The sequence below is a fragment of the Stenotrophomonas sp. genome (assembly GCF_059505245.1).
In genome coordinates this window covers 80,953-98,803 of sequence record NZ_JCACKF010000008.1, presented here as the reverse complement: position 1 = coordinate 98,803, position 17,851 = coordinate 80,953, and the positions used below count along the sequence as shown (strand labels likewise).

Annotated in this window: 15 protein-coding genes; 5 read left to right on the top strand and 10 right to left on the bottom strand. The window is 68.1% G+C overall.

The genetic code is table 11. The features are described 5' to 3' along the window. Window positions 1–78: 78 nt before the first annotated feature. A complete protein-coding gene (locus tag AC5JLE_RS02685; protein ID WP_134966655.1) occupies window positions 79–681 on the top strand; it encodes a LolA-like protein in 603 nt (200 codons plus the stop codon). 106 nt (window positions 682–787) lie between these two features. After that, window positions 788–1,564 (top strand): DUF481 domain-containing protein, encoded by a 777-nt coding sequence (locus AC5JLE_RS02680; protein ID WP_032961276.1) that lies wholly within the window; start codon window positions 788–790, stop codon window positions 1,562–1,564. A 53-nt stretch (window positions 1,565–1,617) separates the two neighbouring features. Here AC5JLE_RS02680 and hemC read toward each other — a convergent pair whose 3' ends face one another. The 5 genes from hemC to mdoH form a co-directional block, all read right to left on the bottom strand. Then, window positions 1,618–2,529, bottom strand: a complete 912-nt coding sequence (gene hemC, locus AC5JLE_RS02675) for a hydroxymethylbilane synthase (protein WP_014648510.1) — start codon at window positions 2,527–2,529, stop codon at window positions 1,618–1,620. Between the two features lie 653 nt (window positions 2,530–3,182). Continuing rightward, window positions 3,183–3,914 (bottom strand): LytR/AlgR family response regulator transcription factor, encoded by a 732-nt coding sequence (locus AC5JLE_RS02670; protein ID WP_014648511.1) that lies wholly within the window; start codon window positions 3,912–3,914, stop codon window positions 3,183–3,185. A 10-nt stretch (window positions 3,915–3,924) separates the two neighbouring features. Continuing rightward, window positions 3,925–4,968: a sensor histidine kinase gene (locus AC5JLE_RS02665; protein ID WP_414615637.1), complete on the bottom strand. Its 1,044-nt coding sequence runs from the start codon at window positions 4,966–4,968 to the stop codon at window positions 3,925–3,927. Window positions 4,969–4,971: 3 nt separating this feature from the next. Then, a complete protein-coding gene (locus AC5JLE_RS02660) occupies window positions 4,972–5,631 on the bottom strand; it encodes an alpha/beta hydrolase (protein WP_046432661.1) in 660 nt (219 codons plus the stop codon). A gap of 50 nt (window positions 5,632–5,681) precedes the next feature. Next, window positions 5,682–7,607, bottom strand: a complete 1,926-nt coding sequence (gene mdoH, locus AC5JLE_RS02655; RefSeq protein WP_041863849.1) for a glucans biosynthesis glucosyltransferase MdoH — start codon at window positions 7,605–7,607, stop codon at window positions 5,682–5,684. Window positions 7,608–8,103: 496 nt separating this feature from the next. Here mdoH and AC5JLE_RS02650 point away from each other — a divergent pair, with 496 nt between their 5' ends. Next, complete coding sequence (locus AC5JLE_RS02650; protein WP_164167084.1) at window positions 8,104–10,149, top strand: TonB-dependent receptor domain-containing protein; 2,046 nt, start codon at window positions 8,104–8,106, stop codon at window positions 10,147–10,149. Between the two features lie 60 nt (window positions 10,150–10,209). Here AC5JLE_RS02650 and AC5JLE_RS02645 read toward each other — a convergent pair whose 3' ends face one another. Continuing rightward, entirely contained in the window at window positions 10,210–10,380 is a 171-nt protein-coding gene (locus AC5JLE_RS02645) for a hypothetical protein (protein WP_005419553.1), read from the bottom strand. 217 nt (window positions 10,381–10,597) lie between these two features. On the opposite strand from AC5JLE_RS02645, the gene AC5JLE_RS02640 reads away from it, so the two are divergent. Continuing rightward, on the top strand, window positions 10,598–10,984 hold the full coding sequence (locus AC5JLE_RS02640) for a DUF2628 domain-containing protein (protein ID WP_014648516.1): 387 nt from the start codon (window positions 10,598–10,600) through the stop codon (window positions 10,982–10,984). A gap of 78 nt (window positions 10,985–11,062) precedes the next feature. Here AC5JLE_RS02640 and AC5JLE_RS02635 read toward each other — a convergent pair whose 3' ends face one another. The 3 genes from AC5JLE_RS02635 to AC5JLE_RS02625 form a co-directional block, all read right to left on the bottom strand. Further along, the gene (locus AC5JLE_RS02635) at window positions 11,063–13,594 is read right to left on the bottom strand and encodes a methyl-accepting chemotaxis protein (protein ID WP_100450657.1); all 2,532 of its coding nucleotides are present in this window, start codon (window positions 13,592–13,594) and stop codon (window positions 11,063–11,065) included. Window positions 13,595–13,805: 211 nt separating this feature from the next. Continuing rightward, window positions 13,806–14,699, bottom strand: a complete 894-nt coding sequence (locus tag AC5JLE_RS02630) for an NAD-dependent epimerase/dehydratase family protein (RefSeq protein ID WP_014648518.1) — start codon at window positions 14,697–14,699, stop codon at window positions 13,806–13,808. 98 nt (window positions 14,700–14,797) lie between these two features. After that, window positions 14,798–15,709, bottom strand: a complete 912-nt coding sequence (locus tag AC5JLE_RS02625; RefSeq protein WP_049439338.1) for a S41 family peptidase — start codon at window positions 15,707–15,709, stop codon at window positions 14,798–14,800. Between the two features lie 49 nt (window positions 15,710–15,758). Between AC5JLE_RS02625 and AC5JLE_RS02620 the strand changes: the two genes are divergently transcribed. Next, window positions 15,759–16,223, top strand: coding sequence for a MarR family winged helix-turn-helix transcriptional regulator (locus AC5JLE_RS02620; RefSeq protein ID WP_014648520.1), 465 nt, complete (start codon window positions 15,759–15,761; stop codon window positions 16,221–16,223). Window positions 16,224–16,227: 4 nt separating this feature from the next. Here the strand turns inward: AC5JLE_RS02620 and AC5JLE_RS02615 are convergent, their stop codons facing one another. After that, window positions 16,228–17,712, bottom strand: a complete 1,485-nt coding sequence (locus AC5JLE_RS02615) for a DUF4434 domain-containing protein (protein WP_164167086.1) — start codon at window positions 17,710–17,712, stop codon at window positions 16,228–16,230. Window positions 17,713–17,851 lie beyond the last annotated feature (139 nt).

The window sequence follows — 17,851 nt, the reverse complement described above, 5'->3', positions numbered from 1 at the left end:
CCCGATTATGTCCGAGTCGCGGGTCTTGTGTGGGACGTTTGGGCTATCGTGGTCGCCCCCACCCCCATGGAATGCCCGATGCGCCGGTTGCCTGCCCTGTCCCTGCTGGCCTGCCTGCTGCTGGCCGCCTGTGATCGCGCGCCGGCGCCGGCCGGCGCCGAGCCCCCGGTACCCGTCGCCGATCCGACGCAGGCGGTGCTGGGCGCCAGCCAGCGTTTCGCGGCCCTGCGCAGCTTCCACGCCGAACTGGAGGTGCTGGGCGCACCACAGCCGGTGCGCAGCGCCATGGACTTCGTCGCGCCTGATCGTTTCCGGGTGGAGACGCCGGCGGGGCCGCAGACCATCATCGGCGACACCATGTTCCTGCAGGCCGACGGCGCGATCCGCCAGGTGCCGACCCCGCCCGGCCTGCTCGAGCAATGGCGCAACCCGCTGCCCGCCGATGCCCTGCCCGCCGATCTGAAGGCCGAAGATCTCGGCAGCCAGTCGCTGGACGGGGTGCAGACCCGGCACTACCGGCTGCGCGGTGCCCAGCCCGGCGAACGCCTGGAGTACTGGGTGGATGCCCAGGGCCTGCCACGCCAGATCGTACGCAGCGGCAGCAGCAATGGCCGCAGCTTCCAGCTGCGCCTGCGCTATTCGCGCTTCAACGACCCTGAGGTGCGCGTCGATCTGCCCTGAATAGGCGACCGCGCCAACGTTCGCTGAAGCGCGCATTGGATCGATTCGGACCGCCATCACGCTTCCAGTATCATCACCGGCTGTCAACCGTTCCGGAGAAGCCTCGATGTCCCTGCGCGTGTCCCTGCTGATCCCCCTGCTGCTGTGTGCGCCGCTCGCATACGCACAGGATGCCTCCGAATTGGCGGCGATGTCCTCGCCGTGGAGCGGCAGTGGTGGCGAGCTCGGGTTTGCCTCGGCACGCGGCAACAGCAGCACCGAGAGCTTCAACGGCCGCCTGCGCCTGCGCTACACCGACGGTGACTGGGTGCACAGCATGGACCTGTTCGGCCTCCGCTCCAGCTCCAAGGTGACCGAAACCAACGACGACGGCACCACCACCCGCCGCAACAACACCACCGCCAACCGCTACACCGGCAGTGCCGGCAGCGCGCTGCAGCTGGGCGAACACCGCCAGCTGACCGCGACGGTGCGTACGGAACGCGACGACTTCGCCACCTACGACCGCCAGAGCTCGTTCGGTCTGGGTTACGGCACCCGCCTGTGGAACACCGAGCGCTTCTCGTTCGACGCGCAGATCGGCCCCGGTGTGCGCCGCACCCACAGCACCGAGGACGACCGCACCCGCACCGGCCTGATCGGCCGTGGCCTGTTCGACATGAAGTATTCGCTGACTGACAACACCGACCTGGTCAACACGCTGCTGGTCGAATCCGGTTCGTACAACACCTTCGGCCAGAACGACTTCGGTGTCTCGGTGAGCATGAACGAGCACCTGGCACTGAAGGCCGGCTGGCAGGCGCGTTACAACAGTGACGTGGCCGAGGACAAGCGCAAGACCGATACGCTGACCACGATGAACGTGGTCTACAAGTTCAAGTAAGCAGAACGGGCGCCCAGGGCGCCCGTTCTTCTTCCGGTAGTGCCGGCGGTAGCTCAGACGTTCAGCAGTTCGCCGGCACCGGCTTCCAGCAGCATCTTCGCCACGCGCTGGCCCAGCGCCTCCGGATCCCGGGCCGGTCCCACCGCCTCGGCGCGCACCGCACGACCATCGCTGGCACTGCCGACCAGGCCCTGCAGGTGCAGGTCGTCGCCCTGCCACTGCGCGATGGCCGCCACCGGCACGTGGCAGCTGCCATGCAGCGCGCGGTTCATCGCCCGCTCGGCTTCCACGCAGGCGCGCGTAGCGGCGTCATCAAGCGTGGCGAACAGCGCCATCAGGCGCGTATTGCCACCGTCGCACTCCACCGCCACCGCGCCCTGCGCCGGTGCCGGCAGCCACTGCGGCGGCTGCAGGCGCGCGACGATGCGCCCGCCCAGGCCCAGGCGCTCCAGGCCGGCCACGGCCAGCACGATGGCGTCGTAACCACCATTGTCGAGCTTGGCCAGGCGGGTGTTGACGTTGCCGCGCAGGTCCAGCAATTCCAGATCCGGGCGCAGCGCGCGCAGCTGGGCCTGGCGGCGCAGCGATGAGGTGCCGACCCGCGCACCGATCGGCAGCGCGTCCAGCGAGGCGTACAGGTTGGAGACGAAACCATCGGCTGGATCGTGGCGGGTCAGCATCGCCGGCAGCGCGAAGGGTTCGTCCAGTTCCATCGGCACATCCTTCAGCGAGTGCACGGCGCAGTCGGCCTCACCGCGCAGCATGGCCAGCTCCAGCTCCTTCAGGAACAGGCCCTTGCCACCGATGGCGGCCAGCGAGCGGTCGAGCACCTCGTCACCGCGGGTGCTCATCGGCACCAGTTCCACATGCAGCCCGGGATGGGCCTGGCGCAGGCGGTTGGCGACGTGTTCGCTTTGCCAGAGGGCGAGCGGGCTCTTGCGGGTGGCGATGCGGACGGTTTCCATCCGGTCATTATCGCGCCTTCGGCGCGGATACGGCCAACGGCGGAGCCCCTCGTGGCTGGCGGCGGGGTCGTGAAAGCAACAGCCGCGCTTGGCCGGGCGGGGTGGGTTCGCGGGGGACGCCGTGAATCCGTCCGTGGAGGCTTGGCCGCGGCTTGCTCGTGTGCGCTGTCCTGCGCACACGGCAAGACCGGGGTTGGGCGTCCTGCCCAACCCGCCCGAGGCATGCCTCGGGCCCATGCCGCGGACACCCCGCATGACCCCACCGCCCCGGCCCCTGACAGTTTCCGTGTGCGCCAGCCACGGAAGATCAAAAAAAAGAGTGCAGAAGCAAAGGCAACAGCCGACGGCTTCCGGGGTCAGATCCCTTTTCCGCAGGAAAAGGGATCTGACCCCTCTTCCCCCACCCGATAACAACAATGCCTTTGCCGTCCGACGCGGGAAAAAGAGAGGGTTGGGCCGGGGTGGGGGGGGGGGGCCGGGGGGGGGCCGGGGGGGGCCCCCCGGCCCCCCCCGGGGTGGGTTCTCCGGGGGGCCCCCCCCCCCCACCCCGGCCCGACCCAGCACGTAAGAACAACGAGCCGGCCAACCTGCTGTTGATCTTGATGTTGATGTTGATCTGTAAGCAGTCGCGGCCGCAGGCCGCGCGGGACCACTCACAGATGCCGCAGTTCCTGCTTCAGCGTCGCCACACAGCGGCGGCTGACTTCCAGCGGCTGCCTGCCATGCCGCAGCACCGCCTGCACCTGCCCGCCGGAGCCGCGGCGCAGCTCCACCAGCTCGTGCCGCGCCACCAGGCAGTTGCGATGGATGCGGATGAAGCGGCTGGCGAACTCTTCCTCCAGCGACTTCAGCGATTCCTCGATCAGGTCCTCGCCGCGCGCGTGGTGCACCACCACGTACTTCTCTTCGGCCTGCAGGTAGTGGATGTCGTCCAGCGGAATCAGCCGCAGGCTGCCGCGCAGGCGTGCGCACAGTACGCTGCGTGCCTGCTGCCCGCTGTGCGCCTGCGGCTGGCCATCGCGACCGGCCAGGAACGTGCGTGCCCGTGCAATCGCCGCTGCCAGGCGTTCGGCGCGCACCGGCTTCATCAGGTAATCGATGGCTGCCGCTTCGAAGGCCGACAGCGCATGCGCATCGTAGGCAGTGCAGAACACCACCGCCGGCCGCGGTTCGAAGCTGGCCAGGTGGCGGGCTGCTTCCAGGCCGTCCAGCCCAGGCATTGCGATGTCCAGCAGGACCAGGTCCGGCTGCAGCTCCGCGCACGCGTGCAGGGCCTGCTCGCCGTTGCCGGCCTCGGCCACCACGTCCACGCCGTCCTGTGCGGCCAACAGGCTGCGCAGGCGCTCACGCGCCAGTGGTTCGTCATCGGCGATGACTACCCTCACGATCGTCCCCTCACTGGATCGGCACTGTCACCTGGCAGGCATAGTAGCCCTCGCTCCAGCCAGCCGTCATCCGCGCGGCACTGCCAAAGCGCCAGGCCAGCCGATGGCCGATGCTGTGCTGGGCATGGCCAGCCCCCCGCGCCAGGGCCAGCCCGGGCGCCTGCGGATCAGGCGCGGGATTGCGCACGCGGATCTGCAGATCGTTGCCCTCGCGCAGCAGCTGCAGCTCGATGGTGCCGCCCTCGGGCAGGCGCGAAATGCCATGCAGCACGGCGTTTTCCACCAGCGGCTGCAGTACCAGCCTTGGCAATGGCAGGTCCCACGGCAGCGGCTCGTCACGCTGCCAGCGCACCTGCAGGCGTTCGCCCAGGCGCAGCGATTCGATCGACAGGTAGCGCTCGGCCAGTTCGCATTCGTCGCGCAGGGTGGAATCGCCCTCGCCTGCACCGAGCGCAGCACGGAACAGATCGGACAGGTCGAGCACGGCACGCTCGGCCACCGCCGGGTCCCGATGCAGCAGGCTGGCGATGAGGTTCATGCTGTTGAACAGGAAATGCGGGCGGATGCGCGCCTGCAGCGCATCGGCCTGGGCGCGTGCATTGGCCTGCACCTGCGCGGCCCAGCGGTCGCTGACATAGAAGTAGCGCAGCGCCAGCGCGGTGATCAGCGCGGTGGTGGCGGCGCTGCCGAGGGTGAAGCGCCAGAAGCTGATGCCGTTGGCGAAGCTGTCACCCAGCACCGCGTACAGCGCGTGCACGATGCCGGCGCAGACGACCGCGATCAGGGCCGCCAGTGCGATGGCAGCGACCGCCCCCATCACCTGCGGCAGCCTGGACAGCGCCTGCCGCAGCAGGCACAGGCTGGCGGTCACGGCCAGCGCCAGCCACAGCGCGAAGCCGCTGGCCGACAGCAGCTCGCCAACGGTCCAGTGGCGGCTGCCATCCGGCGCAAGCGCCAGCACCACCACCACCAGCTCGGCCAGGCCCAGCATCGCCGCCAGCCGCGGCAGGCGGCACAGTTCCGGCATCCACGGCGATGGGCTGGCCAGGGGCATGGCTCAGGCCGCGCCCAGCCGTTCCTGCAGCCAGTCACCCAGTGCCTGGATTTCCTCGGCACAGACCTGGTGGGCCATCGGGTAGCTGTGCCACGCCACGTCCAGGCCCAGCGTACGCAGCGCCTGTGCGCTGTGGGCCGCCACGGCCTGCGGGATCACCGGGTCGCCACTGCCATGGGCCATGAACACCGGCACCTGCACCGCGCCTTCAACGCGCGTGGCACTGTCGGCTTCGGGCAGATAGGTGGACAGGGCGATCACGCCGGCCAGCGGCGCGGTACGCGACAGCGCAGCAGTCAGGATGATCGCACCACCCTGCGAGAAGCCGGCCAGGAAGATCTTCTCCGCCGCGACGCCACGCTCGATCTCGCGCGCGATCAGCGCGTCCAGCTGCACCACCGATTCCTGCACGCCGGCCATGTCGGCACGCGACCGGAAGTCCATGCCGACGATGTCGTACCAGCCGCGCATGGGCACGCCGTTGTTGATCGTGATCGGCCGCACCGGTGCGTGCGGGAACACGAAGCGCAGCGCCGGCCAGTGCGGCCGCACCAGCTCCGGCACGATCGGCGCGAAATCATGGCCATCGGCGCCGAGGCCGTGCAGCCAGATCACCGACCACTGCGGCGAGGCGCCGGTTTCCTGTTCCACCGTTTGCAGCATGATGCGGCTCCTTCAAGTTCGAGCCGCATTATGCCGCTGGCGTGGGGCAATCAGTACAGCGGCGGTTGCTCGGCCGCTTCGCGCCGCAGCTGCGCGGCGCGGACCAGTACCGGTGGCGGGATGTTCTCTTCGGGAATGTCCAGCAGGCCCAGGCGATGCAGGAAGGCGCCCGGACCACGCGAGGAGGTCAGCGCCACCACCGGAATGGCCAACACCATGCCGATCACCACCGGCGCCATCCACGCCGCCAGCGACGGCGACACGGCCCAGGCCAGCACGCCCATGAAGGCGCCGAACACACCCAGGCCACCGTAGCCGCGGATCAGTGCCAGCCACGAGATGCCGCCGTCGTCACGCTGCTGCGCATCCCAGCCGGAATCGCGGCCGGACAACACTTCGGCCACGCCCCGCGACTGCACGTACATCACCACCGGCGCCATCAGCGCGGCCAGCACGGTTTCCACCAGCATCGACACGAAGGCACGGATCGCACCGCCGCAGCCACGGCGGTCGACCGGGTCCAGCAGCATCGCCAGGTAACCGAGCACCTTGGGCAGCAGCAGTACCGCCATCGTGGCGGCGAACAGGCGCACCACCTGCTCTTCGTCCTGTGCGCGCCAGTACACGCTGGGCGACAGGTGCAGCAGGGCATTGAAGTCGATGCCCTCCTGGAACAGCGGGATGGCGATGCCGATCAGCATCAGCATTGCCCACATCGGTGCGGTGAAATAGTGGCCGATGCCGATCAGCATGTGCGTGCGGCTGATCCAGTGCAGGCCGCGGCTGCCCACGACCTTGCCGTGCTGCAGGTTGCCCTGGCACCAGCGGCGGTCGCGAACCAGCAGATCGGTCAGCGTCGGCGGGCCCTCTTCATAGCTGCCACCGAGGTAGGGCACCATGTGCGCGGCCCAGCCGCCACGACGCATCAACGCTGCTTCGACGAAGTCATGGCTGAGCACGTGGCCGCCGAACGGCTTGCGCCCCGGCAGCGCCGGCAGGCCGGCGTGGTCGGCGAAGGCGCGGGTACGGATGATGGCGTTGTGGCCCCAGTAGTTGCTCTCGGCGCCATGCCACCAGGCCACGCCACGGGCGATCACCGGCCCGTACACGCGGCCACCGAACTGCTGCATGCGTGCGAACAGGGTGCGGCCGCCGATCACCGACGGCAGGGTCTGGATCAGGCCGACGTCGGCGTTGTGCTCCATGCCGGCCACCAGGCGCACGATGCTGTCGCCGGTCATCAGGCTGTCGGCGTCGAGGATCAGCATCTGCGGGTAGGCACCGCCGAAGCGACGGACCCAGTCGGCGATGTTGCCGGCCTTGCGCCCGCTGTTGTCACCACGGCGGCGGTAGAACAGGCGGATCTGCCCGTCCGGCACCCGCTCGCGCAGCTCGCCGAACACCCGCTCCTCGGCTGCGGCGATGTCCTCGCGACGGGTATCGCTGAGCACGAAGAAATCGAATCGGCCGAGCTGGCCGGTGGCCGCCACCGACTCGTAGATCGCCTGCAGGCCCGCCAGCAGGCGGCGCGGGTCTTCGTTGTAGGTCGGCATCAGCAGCGCGGTGCGGCTGTGCACGGTCGGCAGCGGCTTGTCCGGGTCGATGCCGAGGCGATAGCCACGGTCGAACACGGCGGTCAGGAAGCCGGCCAGGGCGCTGGCGAAAGACAGCGCGATCCAGGCAAACAGGCCAACGAACAGCACCAGCAGGCAGGCTTCGAGCACGCTGATGCCATTGGCCGACAGCACCCGCCACATCATCCGCGTGGCCACGGCGGTCATGCCGAGCGTGCCACCGAAGATGTACAGCCGGCGCAGGCCGATCAGGCGCGGCGACGTGCGATGCCGCCGGACCTTCAGTGCACCTTCGCGCAGGGTCTGTTCGGGCATCTGCAACGGAGATTCAGCGGGCAGCAGCGCCCAGCCGGCGTCGAGCCGGGGCGTTTCTGCTTCCGCATGGATGGTCTGCACCCCCATCGCCGCCTACTCCGCGCCGTCGGCACGGCCGGCCATCCCGGCCGGGCTGCATGCACCAAGGTTCCCGGCGCGCTTTCCCGGCGCCCGCACTTGTCCAGACTGTGTCGGCTTCAGGCCGCACAGTCGATGTCTGTCACTACCGGAACCCACACGATCTCCAACGGGGCGGAATCGAAAATGCGGCCCAGTCTAGGGCGCTGGATGTAAGCCGGGTGCGAAGGCCTACGCCGGGATTTATCCCCATTCAGCAAATAGCAGGCGATCACGTCGGGGGATGGCCGGATGTCATTGCATCGCCCCGGGCACTGGATCGTATCAAACGCGAACGGTTATCATTTCATTAACCAGGCAGGTCACCGTCTTCCGCACGGCCGCGACCCACCCAGCTGCGCCGGTCCACACCGCGCGCACCGACGACCCACGGAAGGGTGGCTGCCTGCTGTCTGCCTGCGCCTGCTGCTTCCACCGGGTCACCCCACCTCCCATGGAAGCCGCCATGTCCCCATCGTCCCGTTCCCGTTCCGCGCGCCTGCCGCGCACCCGCCTGGCCCCTGCCCTGGCCTCCGCCTGCCTGCTGGCCCTGCCCGGCCTGGCCGCTGCAGAGGCCGGCGCCGATGCCTCCACCAAGGACCTGGATACCGTGGTGGTCACCGCCTCGGGCAGCCAGCAATGGATCAAGGATGCCCCGGCCAGCATCAGCGTGATCAGCCGTGAGGACATCGAGCGCCAGCCGGTTCCCGACCTGGCCACCCTGCTCAGCCGCGTGCCGGGCGTGACCGGCGGCCTCAGCGCCGTCGGCGAACAGTCCAAGATCAAGCTGCGCGGCATGCCGTCCAACTACACGCTGGTGCTGGTGGACGGCAAGCGCATGGGCAGCTCGGCCGCGACCAACTACCGCCCCGACCTCGGCCGCCAGGACCTGAACTGGATCTCGCCCGACCAGATCGAACGCATCGAAGTGGTGCGTGGGCCGATGTCCTCGCTGTACGGCTCCGACGCCATGGGCGGGGTGATCAACATCATCACCCGGCGCATCGGCGACGAATGGAACGGCAGCGCCACCCACAGCTACACCCGTCCCGGTGATGGCAAGCGCGGCGATACCCAGCAGATCGGCGCGACCTTCTCCGGCCCACTCGGCGAACGCTTCGGCCTGCGCATCGGTGCCAACAGCATGCGCCGTGATTCGGACCAGTCCAACCACGGTGTCTACGGCAATGCCTACGCCGGCGAGAAGGACCGCACTGTCGATGCGCTGCTGCAGTGGAAGCTGAGCGACGCACAGGAACTGTCGCTGGAAGCCGGCCATGGCGTGCAGCAGGCCTTCATCGATGCGTCGCTGGAAAAGCAGGACGAAGGCGCCTGGGGAGCCAGTGAGCTCAAGCGCAGCTCGCTGGCGCTCAACCACGATGGCACGTGGAGCTTCGGCACCTCCAGGCTCAGCGCGTACTGGACCGAATACAAGAACGACATCGGCGCCACCGGCCGCTCAGAGGCCACCGACACGATCATCGAAGGCAGCCTGACCACGCCGTTCACCCTGGGCGTTGAACACCAGTTTGCCGTGGGTGGGCAGTGGAAGCGCCAGGAACTGACCAACACCGATACCATCGGCCGCGCGCCGATCGACTACGCCGGCAACGCCGTCAGCGGCTCCAGCCTGGAAGTGGATACCTGGGCGCTGTTTGTCGAAGACGAACTGAAGCTGCACCGCACCCTGGCCCTGACCGTGGGCGCGCGCCTGGACCACCATGAGAAGTTCGGCGGCCACGTCAGCCCGCGTGCGTACCTGGTCTGGCATCCGGCCGAACAGTGGACCATCCGCGGTGGCGTCTCCAAGGGGTTCCGTGCGCCCAGCCTGACCGAGAATTCGGCCACCGCTGCCACCCAGTCCGGCGGCCGTGGCTGCACCTCGCTGATCCCGCTGGGTTATACCCGCGGCGGGTGCTACATGGCCGGCAACCCGGACCTGGATCCGGAAACCAGCACCAACCGCGAGATCGGCATCAGCTTCGACAATGACCTGATCGATGTTGGCGTGACCTACTTCCACACCGACTTCCGGAACAAGATCGAATACGCACCGCTGGGCCGCTTCAACGGCATCTGGTGGACGCGCATGAGCAACGTGCAGCGCGCGCGCACCAGCGGCATGGAAGGCAACTTCAACGTCCGCTTCGGCGAGCAGTGGCGCTGGCGCACCTCGGCAACCTGGATGAAGGAAGCCAGGAACCTGACCACCGGCCGCAACCTGATCGATACGCCGGAATTCTCCGGCTACTCGTCGCTGGACTGGTCGCCGAATACGGTGTTCTCCGGCAGCCTGTCGGCGCAGTACACCGGCAAGCAGACCGGCACCGCCACGACCTTCCTCAAGGCCTACACCCTGTATGACCTGACCGTCGCATGGAACGTCAACGAGGTGCTGACCCTGCGCGGTGGCGTCAGCAACCTGGCCGACAAGAAGCTGTATGCGGAAGGCTCCACCGACTACTTCGTCGCCGGGCGCAGCTACTTCCTCAGCATGACCGCGCGCTTCTGACCGGCGGCACGCGCCGTGATCGCGCTGGCGACATGCCAGCGCGATCGACGGTATTGCGGGTTACTCGCTTTCCAGCGCGGCCGGTGCCGCGTCCCGCGTGGCGGCCGTGCGCGCACGGTCCATCGCCACCGCCAGTTGCTGGCGTGCGAGCAGTTGTTGTGCCTGCACCACTTCAGGTGTCGGCAGGAGCACCGGTCCCGGTGCGTTTTCCGGTGTAGCAGGTGTGGTCATGCAACCTCCATGGACATCCCGCCGCCGCACGGGTCCAACCGGGGCGGCAGCGGAACTGCGCACCCTATCCTAAAAACAAGGCGGGCGGGTGACGGTGCGGCACCCGGCCGCAGCACGTGGAACACGGCACGCGTCACATTTTTGACGGCAGCCCTTGGATCCTGAATAGGACTTGCCTTATCATGAAAACGTTTTCTCACAGGGATGTTTCCCCCAAATGAATACCACTGACCTGTCCCAGTTCAGCCCGAAGTGGCAGTTCCGCTTCAACTTCTTCCGCCAGCATGGCGCGCCCAAGAATCCCGGTTTCAAGCAGGCCTGGAAGGCGCTGTCGTTCGGTGACCGCCTGAAGATCAACCTGAACTTCTTCGCGTTGTTCTTCGGTGCGATCTACCTGTTGATCCTGGGCATGTGGCGCAAGGCGCTGGTGGTCATCGGCATCAACATCGCGCTGGCCATCGTCAGCATGTTCCTTCCCGACGTCGTCGGGCGCATGCTGTTCATCGCGATGAATCTGCTGGTCGCCTCCAGCACCAACTACAGCTACTACCTGGAGAAGGTGGAAGGTCGCGCCAGCTGGAACCCGTTTGAAGGAATGTTCTAAGCCATCAGACCGGCGCAGGGATGCGCGGCAAGGATGCAACCGACGCCCGGCCCCCGCCGGGCGTCTTCATTTGCGCGATCAGGCCGCGCGGCGTGCCACGGCCGCCGGCTCGGCCTGCAGGCGGAAGCGCGACACCGCCACCGCCAGCTGCTCGGCCTGCTCCTCCATCGCACGCGCGGCGGCACTGGCTTCCTCCACCAGCGCGGCGTTCTGCTGGGTGGTTTCGTCCATCTGCACCACAGTCTGGTTGACCTGCTCGATGCCGGCCGATTGTTCGCGCGACGCGGCCGAGATCTCGGCCATGATCTCGTTGACCCGACCGACCTGACCGACGATGTCCTGCATGGTGCGCCCCGCGCCGTGCACCAGCTGCGCACCGGCACCGACCTGGGCCACCGAGGCGTCGATCAGCTCCTTGATCTCCTTCGCAGCACCCGCCGAACGCTGCGCCAACGCGCGCACTTCACTGGCAACCACGGCGAAGCCACGGCCCTGCTCACCGGCGCGCGCCGCTTCCACTGCTGCGTTCAACGCCAGGATGTTGGTCTGGAACGCAATCCCATCGATCACCGAGATGATCTCGGCGATGCGCTGCGAAGACGCCTCGATCTGCTCCATGGTGTGCACCACCTGGCTGACCACCTGGCCGCCTTCGCTGGCCACGCCCGCCGCGGAACCGGCCAGCGCGTTGGCCTGCAGCGCGTGGTCGGCGTTCTGGCGCACGGTGGAGGTCAGTTCTTCCATCGACGCGGCGGTTTCTTCCAGGTTGGCAGCCTGCTGTTCGGTACGGCGCGACAGGTCGCTGTTGCCGGCAGCGATCTCACCGGCGGCCAGGCGGATGCTGGCTGCCGACTGCTGGATCTGGCCGACGATCTGGGTCAGGTGCTGCACGGTGCTGTTGGCATCGTCGCGCATCACCGCAAATACCCCATGGAAGTCACCCTGCATGCGGGTACTGAGGTCACCGCCGGCGATCGCGCGCAGCAGCGTCGACAGTGCGGCCAGGTTGTGGTCGCTGACTTCCATCATGGTGTTGAGGGTCTCCACCATGCGGCGGAAATCGTGGTCGAAGCGCAGTGCATCACCGCGCACGGCGAAGTCACCGGCGGCGGCCGCAGCGGCAAGCTGCTGGATCTGCTCGTTGATCGCGGCCAGGTTGCGCTTGGTGGTTGCCATCGCAGCGGTGAACACAGCCTTCTCGCCCGGCAGTGCTTCCATGTCCACGCTGAGGTCGCCGACGGCATAGCGCTGCATCACTTCAACCAGGCGCTGGGTGACCGCGTTGCTGGAGGCCACCAGCTGGTTGCTGTCGGCCACCATGCGGCCGTACTCGCCCGGGAACGCCGCGGCATCCATGCGGTAGCTGAGTTCACCGGCATCGTGGCGGCGCGCCATTTCGGCCTGCGCAGCCATCACCGCCTGCAGCTGGCCGCGCATGCCCTGCATCGCGTCCAGCAGGCGCCCCACTTCGTCGTTGCTGCGCGCCGGCAGGGTGCTGTCCAGCTTGCCGGCGGCGACGTCACCGGCCACGCGCACCGCTTCGGCCAGCGGGCGGATCGCCAGGCGGCGCAGCAGTATGTAGACACCGGCGCTGAGGGTCAGCGCGGCGATCACGCCGACCAGCAGGGTCAGCCACAGCAGCTGGCGCGCTTCGGCCACGATCACCGCATGCGGCATCACCACGCCCAGCGCGAAGCGCTGCGGGGCATCGCCCACGCGCAGCGGCACATACACGCGCACGTTGCCGGCCGCATCGGGGCTGAAGGCCTCGAAGGGGCGGTCGGCGGCGATCTCGGCCAGCATGCTGCGGGTCAGTGCGTCGTTGCGAGGCTTGCCGATTTCGGCGGCATTGGCCGAGGCCAGCACCACGCCCTTCGGCGACAGCAGTTCGACGCGGCCGGCCCCCATCGGCTTCAGCGTGGCCAGGTGCTTCTGCAACGCTGCCAGCGAGAAGTCGACGGTGAAGACACCGAGGAACCTGTCGTTCTCGATGATCGGCGTGCTCAGCGTACTCATCAGCACCTGCTGCCCGGCGATGTCATAGGCATACGGTTCGCTCACTTTCGGCAGCTTGTCGCGGCTGGGCACCATGTACCAGTCACCGGAACCGCTGGCGGTCTCGGTGTAATCGGTCATCACCGACTGCTGCGGCTTGCCCTCCTGCCAGGCCCAGTAGCTCATGTAGCGGCCGGTGGCATCGTGCGCCTCGGTGTTGACGAACTCGGCATCCTTGCCGTCGAAGGCATCGGGCTCCCACATGGTGCTCTTGCCCAGCCATTCGGGATGGGCGCGCAGCTGCTCGCCCAGCACCGCCGCCAAGCTGGCGCGGTCGGGCACGTCACCACGGGCGCGCTGGGCCAGCACGCTTTCAACCATGGCATCGTTGCTGGCAAAGGCGGTGCCCAGATCGGCCGCCACCTGGCGCGCCTCAGCGGTCGCCTCGCTGGTCATGGTCTGGCGCGAGGCGCTGATCAGGCTGGCGCTGGCCTGTCGGTAGATCAGGAACGCGGTCAGGCCGAAGCACAGCAGCGCGATCGCGGCGGTGCCCAGCATCAGCTTGTGGGCGATGCTGCCCGGGCGGCGGGCAGCGGCGGAACGGGAAGAAGGCATGGGAGGGTCCGCAAGGCAGTTCAGGACGACCGGCACCACGAAGGCACCGCGCAGGCGCGCGATCCGTCGCGCAGGCCACCGGCCGCCGGGCGGGCCCGGCGCTGGAAGCGCACCGGGTTAGCGGCCGCCCGCCAACGAGGTTGAGGCGACCGGCCTGCACATTCCTGAATCTGCTCAGGGTCGGGTCAGCCACCCGTCCGTCGCGATGGCCTCACTCGGCCACGCGGTCCTTGATCCACTGCGCGCGCGGCAGTACCTCGATGCTGCCGACGGCATACTGCTGCAGCACGTCATCCGGCCCGAAGCACGGTTGCCAGCCCAGCTCACTGCGCAGGCGGGCACTGTCGTAGACACGGTCGATGCTCAATGGCAGCGGCCAGCCACGGCGTTCGAACTCGGCCAGCAGCTGCGGCGCGCGACGGGCCAGCACGCTGCGCGGGTGGGTGGCCAGTTCCAGGCAGTCCTCGCGCCGGAACGGCGTCGGTGCGCAGGCGAGATAGCGGGCGAATCGGGCGCCTTCGTCGAGCAGCAGTGCAGCGTGTGCGCTGGCCACATCGCGGGCGTCGATGCCGCGATGCAGGCGGAACATCGCCATGCGCTCGGGCGGTTCCGGGAAGCACCGGCCCATGCGCAGCACGCGAACGCTGAAGCCCGGCGTGGCGGCAGCTTCAGCCAGGGTCTCGGCCTGCAGCTTGGTGCGATGGTAGATCGTGCGCGGCAGCGGCTCGGTGTCTTCATCGATCCAACGGCAGCCACCGGCTACCACGGCATGGCCGTACAGGGCGGTGGTGCTGGTCAGCACGAAACGCCGTGCGCCGGCTTCGCGTGCGGCCTGCAGCAGGTGCGCGGTTGCCTCCACGTTGATCTGCTGGAATACCGCGTCCGGCACCAGGCCGACATGCGGAGCATGCAGGGCCGCGGTATGGATGACCGCGTCCACGCCCTGCACCGCACGCGTGACCGCCTGGCGATCGGTGACATCGGCAATGATGCGCGTGGTGGCGAACGGGCTGCGGTCCAGCCCCACCACTTCGTGGGCGGCCGCCAACGCACCGAAGATCGCGCGCCCGATGCGCCCGGAACTGCCGGTCAACAGAATCTTCATTGAGTCCATTCACTCGAAGCGCCCGGGAACTACCGGGATGCTTCGATTCTAGGCATGCATTCGCGCATCTGCGATAGGACAGCCCTGCAATCGTGCGTTCATCTAGACGACTTCGCAGGCGCCAGCAGTTGCCGCGCGATGAACAGCGGATCGTCGCCGCCGGCCACATCAGGCCTCACGCCGGTGCCTTCCCAATTGCCGCCGGTGCGCAGATTGATCGGTTGCCGGTCGGGAATGCTGATCTGATAGCCATCGGGCAGCAGCACAGGATCACCAAACATATGCGCGGCACCGCCACTGCGCGTGCCGACAATGCGCGCGCGGCCCAGGGCCTGCAGCGAATAGGCGACGAACTCGGCCGCCGAACCGGTACGCCGGTCGATCAGCACCACCAGCGGCTTCAGGTACACAGGCAGGCTGGCAGGCGGCAGCGGTACCGGCGTGCGCCGGCCACGCTGGTCCAGCTGCTGCACCGCGCCGATCTTCGCGTCCAGCAGCGTGCGCACCAGCAGGTCGGCACTTGCATCGTCGCCTCCCCCGTTCTGGCGCAGATCCAGCACCAGGCCATCGGTGTCGGCCAGCAGCGTGAAGGCCGCAGCGAACTTCGGGCGCGCCAGATCCAGCGGATAGAAGGTACTCAACCGCAGGTAGCCAATGTTGCCTTCCAGCACCCGCACCTCGCGCACACCGGCACCATTGCTGCGGGCATCGGCACGCCAGGCCATCAACCAGTCGTCCTGGCCGGCAGCTGCGTCCACGCGCTCAACGTGGAAGTGGCCATCGAACATGTCCAGGTCCTGGTTCAGGCGTGCGCTGAACGCAGCAGGATCCGAACAGCTGTCCGCATAGCGCTGCTGCGCCGACCAGCTGCGCAGGGCATCGGCGATGCGGGCGGCCTCCGCCTCGTCCAGGTACTGCGCCTGCACGGCGCTGGCGGCCGCCTGCAGCACCGCATCCTGCGCCGGGCAGGCCGTCGCCAGCAGCGCGCCGAGCATCCAGGAGACCGCCATCATCCACCCCGCATTGAGGATATATAAGCGCTTATATATCATCCCACTCATGGATCTCCAACACGCCACGCTGGGTACCCTGCTGCGCGCACTGCTGGACCAGCTGGACCCGGCCGTCGAGCAGGCCTACCGGCACCTGCAACTGGACTACCGGCCGCGCTACACGCCGGTGCTGCGCACGCTGATGGCGCAGGGCCCCTGCCGGATCAAGGACCTCGCGCTGGCCTGCGGGCTCAGCCATTCGGCGCTCAGCCAGACCGTGGCGGCGATGGTGCGCGATGGTTGGCTGCACACTGCCAATGGTGACGACGGGCGCGAACGCATCCTGCAGTTGAGCCCGCGCGCGCAGCGCGCGATGCCTGTGCTGCAGGCGCAATGGCAGGCCACCGCAGTGGCGGCACGCAGCCTCGATGCCGATCTGGGGCAGTCGTTGGAGCAGGTGCTGCGCAAAGCACTGGTGGCGCTCGAACAACGGCCCTTCGCACAGCGCCTGCAGGACGCCCGCCGGCGCTGAGGCGTTACTGCTCTGCAGCCATCTCGATCTCGCTGAGGAATGTCCAGCTGCCGTTGGCCACGCGCAGCTCCAGCGTGCGGCATTGCGCAGCCAGGGGGGCTGCATTGCCGAGCACGTACTCCTCTTCGGTCGAGCCCATCACGCCGGACTGGGTGAAGGGTGCCGACAGCGTGCCGATCGTTACGGCGGCAGTTCCGGGCTCGGCGCACATCACCTCCACCGACGTCGGCGTGACGATGCCCCAGGCCGGGCGGGTCATCGTGTGCAGGCCGATCCAGTCCACCCGTCGGCGCTGGCCCAGGTCGATGGTGATGCTGACGTTGCCGTGCACGCCTACCCAGCCCGCGTCCATCGGATTGCGCGGGTCGCCTACCCGGCGGTCGAACAGCTCATGGCCGCTGCCGTCGGGATAGCTGGTCGCCGGCGCCACGCTGTAGTGATAGGTGGTCTGCACCGGATCGACGAGGTACGAGGCACCCAACCCGTACAACCCGCGATAGGTGTTCATCATCCGCGGCGCCTCGCCGTAGCCCTGGCCGGGGCCAACCACTTCGGACATGTGGTACTGGTTGAGCCAGGCAACGCGCTTGCCAGCCGAACGCGCGCTCCACAATTGCTGGTTGATGCGCTGCACCGACGCCGACCGGTATGCACCGGACAGGCCGTTACCGGCATCAAGGAACAGCGGGCTGCCATGGTTGAACAGCTCGATGTCGGCCCACACAGCGCTGGCGCCCAGCTGCGCCGACAACGCCTGGTAGTACTGCTCGGTGGAATAGCCCGGTCGATCCCACTGGAACAGTTTCGCGTGCGACGCCGCGCCGATGCCGTCCTGCCAGATCTGCACGTCGACCCCCGTGGCAGAGCGGAACCGTAGCGCAGCACTGGCCACGCTGGCCGGGTCGACGCTGGAGGATGCCAGATAGGGCGCCACCATCACCGGCCTGGACGGCGTCGCCGCTTTCAGTGTGGCAACGATTGAACGATAGAACGACGCACGCTCGGCCGGTACCTGCGCGGGCTCATCGGTGATGTACCAGCCGGCGAATGCCGGATGCATCGCGTACTGCTGGGCCAGCTGCGCCATCGACTGCGCTGCGTCCTGCGCCACCGCTGCAGCGTTCGAGCCCTGCCAGAACGCCGCACACTGGCCCGAACTGTAGGTGGTGCCGACCACGACCTTCATCCCACGCGCTGCGGCCGCGTCCAGCACCGTGCCCAGCTTGGCCGGGAAGCCGGCGATCCATTCGAAATCCTGCGCGCTGCTGGCGCAGCCCACGCCGGCACGGGTGGCGCGGGTCTGGCCGATGATGAGCGTGTCGTTGCCCAGGTCCCGCAGTTCGTCGAGGAACAGCGGCAGCTGCGCCGCTGGCAGCTGCTCATCGGTGGACGAGTAACCGAAGTGAACGAAACTGCCGCTCAGCAGCGCAGTGTCCGCATGGGCCGGTGCAGCGCAGGCCAGCAGTACAAGCCATCCGAATCTGTTCACGGCGTCCTTTCCTGTCTGGGCGGTCATCCGCCATGCCGGTCCATCCTAGCCAAGCGGCGCTCATCGCGCAGCGGCGTAGTTGCGCCGTGAAAGCCGGTGCGGCGTGGCGTGAGGGCAGCACCGCCGGTGCGGACACTGC

Excerpts from the sequence above, each read along its gene's own strand:
- AC5JLE_RS02625 (WP_049439338.1), bottom strand. The coding sequence starts at position 15,709 with ATGGCGGTCTCCTGGATGCTCGGCGCGCTGCTGGCGACGGCCTGCCCG.
- hemC (WP_014648510.1), bottom strand. The coding sequence starts at position 2,529 with ATGGAAACCGTCCGCATCGCCACCCGCAAGAGCCCGCTCGCCCTCTGG.
- AC5JLE_RS02650 (WP_164167084.1), top strand. The coding sequence starts at position 8,104 with ATGTCCCCATCGTCCCGTTCCCGTTCCGCGCGCCTGCCGCGCACCCGC.
- AC5JLE_RS02635 (WP_100450657.1), bottom strand. The coding sequence starts at position 13,594 with ATGCCTTCTTCCCGTTCCGCCGCTGCCCGCCGCCCGGGCAGCATCGCC.
- AC5JLE_RS02620 (WP_014648520.1), top strand. The coding sequence starts at position 15,759 with ATGGATCTCCAACACGCCACGCTGGGTACCCTGCTGCGCGCACTGCTG.
- AC5JLE_RS02660 (WP_046432661.1), bottom strand. The coding sequence starts at position 5,631 with ATGCTGCAAACGGTGGAACAGGAAACCGGCGCCTCGCCGCAGTGGTCG.
- AC5JLE_RS02680 (WP_032961276.1), top strand. The coding sequence starts at position 788 with ATGTCCCTGCGCGTGTCCCTGCTGATCCCCCTGCTGCTGTGTGCGCCG.
- AC5JLE_RS02665 (WP_414615637.1), bottom strand. The coding sequence starts at position 4,968 with ATGCCCCTGGCCAGCCCATCGCCGTGGATGCCGGAACTGTGCCGCCTG.
- AC5JLE_RS02685 (WP_134966655.1), top strand. The coding sequence starts at position 79 with ATGCGCCGGTTGCCTGCCCTGTCCCTGCTGGCCTGCCTGCTGCTGGCC.
- mdoH (WP_041863849.1), bottom strand. The coding sequence starts at position 7,607 with ATGGGGGTGCAGACCATCCATGCGGAAGCAGAAACGCCCCGGCTCGAC.
- AC5JLE_RS02645 (WP_005419553.1), bottom strand. The coding sequence starts at position 10,380 with ATGACCACACCTGCTACACCGGAAAACGCACCGGGACCGGTGCTCCTG.
- AC5JLE_RS02630 (WP_014648518.1), bottom strand. The coding sequence starts at position 14,699 with ATGAAGATTCTGTTGACCGGCAGTTCCGGGCGCATCGGGCGCGCGATC.
- AC5JLE_RS02640 (WP_014648516.1), top strand. The coding sequence starts at position 10,598 with ATGAATACCACTGACCTGTCCCAGTTCAGCCCGAAGTGGCAGTTCCGC.